This is a genomic window from Nocardia wallacei (assembly GCF_029868745.1).
Lineage (GTDB): Bacteria > Actinomycetota > Actinomycetes > Mycobacteriales > Mycobacteriaceae > Nocardia > Nocardia wallacei_B.
This window is the reverse complement of record NZ_JARWOP010000266.1, coordinates 1-7236: the sequence shown is the minus strand read 5'-3', so window position 1 is coordinate 7236 and position 7236 is coordinate 1. Positions and strand designations below refer to the sequence as shown.

The window sequence follows — 7236 nt, the reverse complement described above, 5'->3', positions numbered from 1 at the left end:
GCCCACCCCGGAGCTGCTCGACCTCACCAGGGTGTACTTCGACTTCGTGATCGATGCGCTCACCCCGGACGGGCGCTGCCACAATCGACGCGGGCCGGACCGGTGCTGGCAGGACGAGCCCAGCCTCGACGATCATTGGGGCCGCGCGCTGTGGGCGCTCGGCGCCGTCGTCGCCCGCAGGCCCGACTTGGCGGAAACCGCGCTGGCGCATTTCATGATCGCCGCCGAGCAGCGGCCGGAGTCCGCGCGCGCGATGGCGTTCGGCGCCCTGGGCGCGGTCGAGGTGCTGCGAAAATACCCGGAAAACCATTGCGCCCGTAACCTATTGGTCGACGCCGCGGCGCTGATCGGGGCTCCGACCCGTCGGCTCGATTGGCGATGGCCCGAGCCGCGACTGCAGTACGCCAACGCCGTACTGGCCGAGGCCTTGCTCGCGGTCGGCTCGCTACCCGGCCGGGAACGCACCCACGCCGACGGATTGGCGATGTTGCGCTGGCTGCTCGAGACCGAGACCACCGGCGACCACCTCTCCGTCACCCCGGTCGACGGCTGGGCGGTCGGGGAGGACCGCCCCGGCTTCGACCAGCAGCCGATCGAGGTCGCGACGCTGGCCGACGCCTGCGCCCGGGCCTATCACGACACCGGCGACCAGCGCTGGAAGGACGCGGTCATGCTGTGCGAGGCCTGGTTCCGCGGCGCGAACGACATCGACACCCCGCTGCTCGACCCGGACAGCAACGGCTGTTCCGACGGACTGGAACCCACCGGCCGCAACGAGAACCAAGGCGCCGAATCGACACTCGCGCTGCTGTCCACCCAGCAACAGGCCCGACAGCTGACACGGAGCCCGTAACGCGAAACAACTGTCGGGCTACCCGACCTTCGTGTAGGTCAGATCGAAGTCCGTCTGCCAGGTCCGGCCGTCCTCGGCCAGCTCCCAGCGGCCCTGGATCGTCTTGCCGTCGTCGGAGAACCTGCCGGTGAATCGCTGCGCGAAGGGCTCGCCGTCGCGGCGCAGTGTCCAGATGCTGTCCGACAGGCCCATCTCGTAGATGCGCTGCACGTCCCGATCGTCGGTGTAGAGCTGGTAGTAGGCGCCGCTCATGCCGTCGCAGCCGATGACCGCGACGCCGTCGGGCGCCTCGGGCATGTCGATGTGCCAGCGCTGCACGAGCAGCGGTGTGCCCCTGAGCCAGTCGAAGGTGACGCGGCCCGAACCCGGCCACGGCGGACCGTCGGGCGGTCCGGCCTGCATGGTCCATTCTCCGACGAGAACCTCCAGGCGCTTGCGTGCCGAGTCGTTCGTGGACTGGTTCATCGAGCTGCTCCTCTCCGCTGGATCACTCGTATCGACGCCACGGATCGGCGAATCTCATCGGTGCCCGGCGGCACGGGTCAGGATGCGGCGCGAAGCCGGGAACGCAGGACCTTGCCGCTGGCGTTGCGCGGAATCTCGTCGAGCACGACGAACCGCTTGGGCACCTTGTAGCGCTCGAGACCGTCCCGGACGTATTGCCGGAGATCGTCGTCGGACGGGGCCGCGGCATCGGGGGCGACAACGACGAAGGCATGCAGGACCTGCCCGAACTCGGCGTCGGGAACGCCGATGACCACGGCGTCGGCAATGCCGGGATGCGCGGTGAGACGCTCCTCGACCTCGCCGGGGAACACGTTCTCCCCGCCGGAGACGATCATGTCGTCGGAGCGGCCGTCGATATAGAGCAGGCCCCGCGCGTCGAGGTGCCCCATGTCCCCCGTGTTGACGTGGCCGTCGACGACCTCCTTGGCCGTGGCCCGGACGGTGGCGTCCGGGGTGTAGCCGGTGTACTCCAGCGCGGTGCGGACGAAGATCATGCCGGTCTCCCCGACCGGTGCGGCCGTGCGGTCCGCGCGCAGGATGCGCACCGACACGCCCAGCGCCGGACGCCCCGCCGTATTCGGCGCGGCCACCAGGTCGGCGGGGCCCGCGATGGTGACCAGGCCCGCCTCGGTGGACCCGTACCCGTTGATCAGGATGGGACCGAACGCCTCGAGCACACCCGAGACGGTGCCGGCGGAAATCGGCGCGGCACCGGTGACGATGCTCCGCAACGCCGCGCGACTCGGGGCGGATCGCGCGAGTCCGGGGACGGCCAGCAGTCGTTGCAGCATGACCGGAACCGCCATCAGCACCGTGACCCGATACCGGGCGATGTCTTCGAGGGCCAGCCGCGCGTCGAAGCGGCGGCGGCAGATCGCGGTGCCCCCGAGCGCCAGCGGCCCGAGCAGCGCGAGCAGTCCGAAGCCGTGGAAGAACGGCGGCGCCACCAGCACCCGATCGGAGGAACGCAGCCGCAGCAGGGCCATGGCGGTCGCGGTCAGCAGTGCGATCGCCCGCGGTTTCACCGCCCGCGGAACGCCCTTGGACAACCCCGTGGTGCCGGAGGTCAGCAGCGTCAGCCGCACCGCCCGCCGCACCGGCGGCGGTGCCGGGTTACGTTGCGCGGCAAGGTCGTCCAATGTCGGCAGGCGCGTAGTGGAGCCAGGCTCGTGCCAGGCAAGTACCCGCGGGCCCGAGTAGCCGGATTCCTCGACGGCCGCCGCGTATTCGTCGTCGTAGATCAGGATGTCGGGGTCGTGGCGGCGCAGGATCGCCGCCAGTTGCGGCGGCGGCAGTTCGGTATTGACGAAGATCAGTTCCGCGCCCAGTTGGGCGCCCGCGCTCATGGCCTCGACGAACCCGCGATGATTGCGGCAGACGATGCCCACCGACCGCGGCGCGGCGGGCGACCGGGCGAACAGTGCCGCCGCGATCGCCTCGGCGCGCCGCTGCAACTGCCGATAGGTCAGTTCACCGCGCTCATCGATCACCGCGACCCGCTCGGGAAACCGAATCGCGCTGGCCGCCAACAACATCGCCGGAGTCGGGCCGAACCGGCGGAAGTCCCGCGCCAGCGCCGCCAAGGCCGGTGGCGCCATCGGGGTCAGCAGGCCCGACGTCGCGATCGCCGGTACCGCCGCGGCCCACTGCCGCACACCGCGGCCGAAATCAGCGCACATCGGACCGCACCTCCGTCGTCGCCGCGGCCTTCGGCGATCCCACCCGCGCGAGCGACGCGTGCGTGTCGCCGAGGAAGCGGTAGACGAAGCCGAGCAGTAATTCGTTCGGAACACGCAGCAGCGGAACGAGAATCGCCGACGGATGGCCGTAGATCGGTGTCAGGGTGCGCGGCTTGCGCACCACCGCGCGGGCGATCACCCGCGCGGCGTCGGCGGGCGTCTGTCCCGGCAGCATCCGCATCCAGCGGCTCGGCGCGCTCATCCGGGTGTGCATCAGCCCGGCATAGAACGTGGTCAGGGTGACGCCGTCCGCGCGCGCCTCCATCCCCACTGCCCGCAGCCACCAGTCGAACGCCGCCTTCGACGACAGGTAGAAGCCCCACTTCGGCACGACCGGGAACATGATGCCGACCGTCGACACGTTCACGATGTGCCCGCGGCCGCGAGCGCGCATGGCGGGCAGCAGCGCCAGCGTCAGCCGCATCGGGCCGACATAGTTCGCCCCCGCGGTGGCGGTGATGTCCTTGGGCCGGTCGTAGGACAGGTGAATCGATCGCCGCAGCGACTTGCCCGCGTTGTGGATCAGGTAGTCGACCTCGCCGAAATCGAACAGCACCGAGGCGGCGAACTCCGACACCGACTGCTCGCTGGTCAGGTCGAGCGGATAGGCGAACGCCTGCCCGCCCTCGGCGGTGATCTCGTCGGCGAGTGCGCGCAACCGGTCCATCGACCGCGCGGCCAGCACCACCCGCGCCCCGGCCCGCGCGAACAATCTCGCGGTCGCCTCGCCGAGGCCGTAGGACGCGCCGGTGACGACGACGACCTTGCCCGCCACCTCGGCACGCAACTCCGCACGATCGCGCAGTCCCCGCGGGCCGATCAGAAAGGCCGCCGCGCGGGCGATCGGGTGCGACACCCACCGCGAAGGGCCGGAAGGGAAGGGCATCGACATCGAACTACTCCACATTGTCGGAACGGGTCAGCTGCGGGAGATCGAGCAGAGACGACAGCAACTGCGCATCGGGTAGGGCCGCGTCCAGCACCCGCTGGGTCAGTCGGATCTCCGGATCCGAGCGCAGCGCGCTGATCACGGTGCCGAAGAGGTTGGCCACGATCAGATCTCGCACCTGCTCGCGCGAGATCTCCTCGCTGTGCACCCAGTGCAGCACCACGCCCTCGATGAAGGACAGGTAGCCGTTGATCGCCGCGCGCAGCACCGCGCTGGTGTCGCCGCCGGTGATCTCCACGGCCAGCGCCTCCGCGACCCGTTGCCGATGCCGGTCGCGAATGCTGCGCACCTCCGCGTCCGCCACGTCGGCGATCAGGGCCTCGAATCCGCTGGTCTGATGCTGGGCGCGGTCGAGGAGCTGGTCCACACCGCGGTGCAGCCGGTCCAGCGCGGGACCGCGCATCGACACCAGATCGCTCCAGAACTCCTCGGCCGCCTGCTCGAGCACCGCCAGGTAGAAGCCCCGCTTGCCGCCGAAGTGGTAACTGATCGATCCCGCGGCGACCCCGATGGAGCGGGCCAGATCCACGATGGACACGTCCTCGTACCGCTGCTCGCTGAACGCCGTCCGCCCCGCCTCCAACAGCGCGGCCCGGGAAGCCTCGCCCCGCCGATTGCCGACCATCGCACCCCAGTTCTTGAATCAAATTCAAAGTCTGACGGTAGTGCGAGGACGCGGGCGGGTCAAGGCAGAGTTTGAATATGCTTCAAATTCTCGGCAGGCCCCCGACAACCGCTGGGGCGCCGCCGGATTCCCAGCGGCGCCGCGAGCGGTGCCGTCCGGCTACGCCGGGATGCCCTCGGTGGCATCTCCGACGGCCTTCGCGATCGCCGTGAACGACCGCGCCGGGGCATGCCGCAGCATGCGGGCGTAGGTGCGGGCCGAGGCCGGCCACGGATTGGTGACGGCCCCGCTCTCGTGCTTGTACCAGCTCGAACCGGCGGACGCCCAGACGGTCCGGCACAGCGCGTTCCGCATCCACAACTCGTAGGCGGCCATCGCGTCGGCGCTCACTTCGATTGCGGCGGCGCCGGTTTCGTCTCGCCACCGCAGGCACTTCATGATGTAGTCGATCTGCAGTTCCTTCATGCCCGGGTTGCTGCCCGCCGGATTGAACGAGTTGGGCCCGGCGATGAGGAACGCATTGGGGAAGCCGGGCGCCGCCAGGCCCATGAATGCCGAAGCGCCCGAACGCCATTGGTCGTGCAGCAGCCGCCCGCCGCGTCCGCGCACCGAGATCGGCGCGAGGAATTCGGACGCCCGGAAGCCCGTCGCGTACACGATGACATCGGCGCGATGGCGCGCACCGTCGACGGTGTCGAGCCCGTCCCGAGTCAGGCGCGCGATCGGCGCGGTGACCAGCTCGACGTTCGGTTCGCTCAGTGCCCGAAGGAAATTGCTGTCGAACAGGATTCGCTTGGCGCCGATCGGATAGTCGGGTGTCAGCCGCGCGCGCAACGCTGGATCCGCGACAGATCGGCGTAGGTAGGTGTGCGCGAGCCACCTCGCGGGCCGAGCCGACCAGCCCTCCCGCATGATCGGCGACAGCAACGAATCCGCGGCCTGCCACAGCAACCGGCGATAGGCGCGATGCCCGCCGGGCAGCCGCAGGGCGATCCGGGCGAGCAGCCCGAACTCCCGGCCGGGTTTGGGCAGGATCCAGTGCGGAGAGCGTTGGAACACAGTGACTTTGCGGGCAGAGGCCCGCAGGATCGGCAGCACCTGCGCCGCGCTGGAACCCGTGCCGACCACCGCCACGTCCCGGCCGTCGAAATCGATGTCGTGATCCCATTGCGCGGTGTGGCACGACGTGCCCGCGAAGTCGCTGTGGCCGGGGAACACCGGCACGCTCGGGCGGTGGAGCTGGCCGACGGCGAACACGACGACGTCGGCGGTGAGGCGAGTTCCGTTGGCGGTCACCAGCGCCCAGCAGGCGGCGGGCTCGAGATAGCTCGCCTCGGTGACCGCCGAGTGCGGCCGCAGGTGCGCCGCCAAGCCCTGTTCGTCGACCACCTTCCGGAGATAGTCCAGGGTGTGGCGCTGATCCGGATATCTGGTGCGGGTACTGCGATACGGGGCGAAGGAAAACGAATACAGATGTGCCGGAACGTCACAGCTACAACCGGGATAGGTGTTGTCTCGCCACACCCCGCCCAGTCCGGGCCCGCCCTCGAGGATGACGAAGTCGTCGATCCCGGCCCGCCGCAGCGCGGCCCCCATGCCGATACCGCCGAATCCCGACCCGATGATCACCACTGAGTAGTGCAATCTCGTTACCACCTCCATGCGCGAATACATCCAGTAATCGATTGGCAACCTTACTGTCCACGGCCTTCAAATCGATAAACGTGACGTCACCACAGGGGTTTTCGGTCATAGGCAACTGTTGAGCAAGCACCTGCTCGAGTCGGGCAGGCACACGGCTGGCAATCACCGCGAGAGGGAATCACCGGACACCTGAATCGCACGCGAAAATCGCGCCGCCCACCGCCGGCCACGCAACTTCCCGAGGCTGCCCCGGCGGCAGGCCCCATGCTTGCCGCAGGGCGCGGAGGTGGACGAATGCCCAGCGCCGCCCGGCATTACCTGGGAGACCAGCGAGGACGGCAAGGTCAGTCGGCCAAGAGATTCCGGCCGGTACGGAAGTCTGGCCTACGGCCGCCGGAAGGGTATTATGTTCCTTCGACGCGGTGTGATCGGCGGTCTTTGGGCACCGCTGGTGATCGTCGAGCATCGGAGTAGAGGTCATGGTCCCAGAACCGGTTCAATCTCGGATCGGCAGCGTGGATTCGCTTGTCGCCGAGCGTGGTCCGACGGCGCGGCGGATCGCCGTCGGCGGGCAGTTGCGCAAGCTGCGCGAGCAGTGCGAGATCACCCGTGAGGCCGCGGGCGAACACATTCGCGGCTCGCACGCCAAGATCAGCCGTCTCGAACTGGGCCGCACCGGCTTCAAGGAACGCGACATCCGCGATCTGCTGACGCTGTATCGCGTCACCGATCCCCAGGATCGCGAGGCGTTCCTGGACCTGGTGCGCAAGGCCAACCAGCCGGGCTGGTGGCACCGCTACAGCGACCTGCTACCGCAATGGTTCGAGACCTACATCGGCCTCGAGCACGCCGCGCACTCCATCAGAACCTTTGAGGCGCAACTGGTTCCGGGCCTGCTGCAGACCGAGGCCTACACCCG

At 69.1% G+C, this 7236-nt stretch carries 7 protein-coding genes; 2 read left to right on the top strand and 5 right to left on the bottom strand.

The features are described from left to right. Positions 1–853 (top strand): glycosyltransferase (locus QH470_RS24040; RefSeq protein WP_280274597.1); only part of this gene is annotated, 853 nt, incomplete at its 5' end. 18 nt (positions 854–871) lie between these two features. On the opposite strand, the gene QH470_RS24035 is transcribed toward QH470_RS24040, so the two are convergent. From QH470_RS24035 to QH470_RS24015, 5 genes are all read right to left on the bottom strand, one after another. Further along, positions 872–1318 (bottom strand): hypothetical protein, encoded by a 447-nt coding sequence (locus QH470_RS24035; RefSeq protein WP_280274596.1) that lies wholly within the window; start codon positions 1316–1318, stop codon positions 872–874. Between the two features lie 77 nt (positions 1319–1395). After that, positions 1396–3039, bottom strand: coding sequence for an AMP-binding protein (locus QH470_RS24030; RefSeq protein ID WP_280274595.1), 1644 nt, complete (start codon positions 3037–3039; stop codon positions 1396–1398). Beyond that, on the bottom strand, positions 3029–3991 hold the full coding sequence (locus QH470_RS24025; protein ID WP_280274594.1) for an SDR family NAD(P)-dependent oxidoreductase: 963 nt from the start codon (positions 3989–3991) through the stop codon (positions 3029–3031). Before QH470_RS24025 ends, QH470_RS24030 begins: the two co-directional genes overlap by 11 nt. Positions 3992–3995: 4 nt before the next feature. Then, positions 3996–4673 carry a TetR/AcrR family transcriptional regulator gene (locus QH470_RS24020; protein ID WP_280274593.1) on the bottom strand — a complete coding sequence of 226 codons (678 nt, stop codon included), beginning with the start codon at positions 4671–4673 and terminating at the stop codon, positions 3996–3998. Between the two features lie 159 nt (positions 4674–4832). Next, positions 4833–6317: a flavin-containing monooxygenase gene (locus QH470_RS24015; RefSeq protein ID WP_280274592.1), complete on the bottom strand. Its 1485-nt coding sequence runs from the start codon at positions 6315–6317 to the stop codon at positions 4833–4835. Between the two features lie 479 nt (positions 6318–6796). On the opposite strand from QH470_RS24015, the gene QH470_RS24010 reads away from it, so the two are divergent. Beyond that, positions 6797–7236: helix-turn-helix domain-containing protein (locus QH470_RS24010; RefSeq protein ID WP_280274591.1), on the top strand; the 440-nt coding region annotated here is incomplete at its 3' end.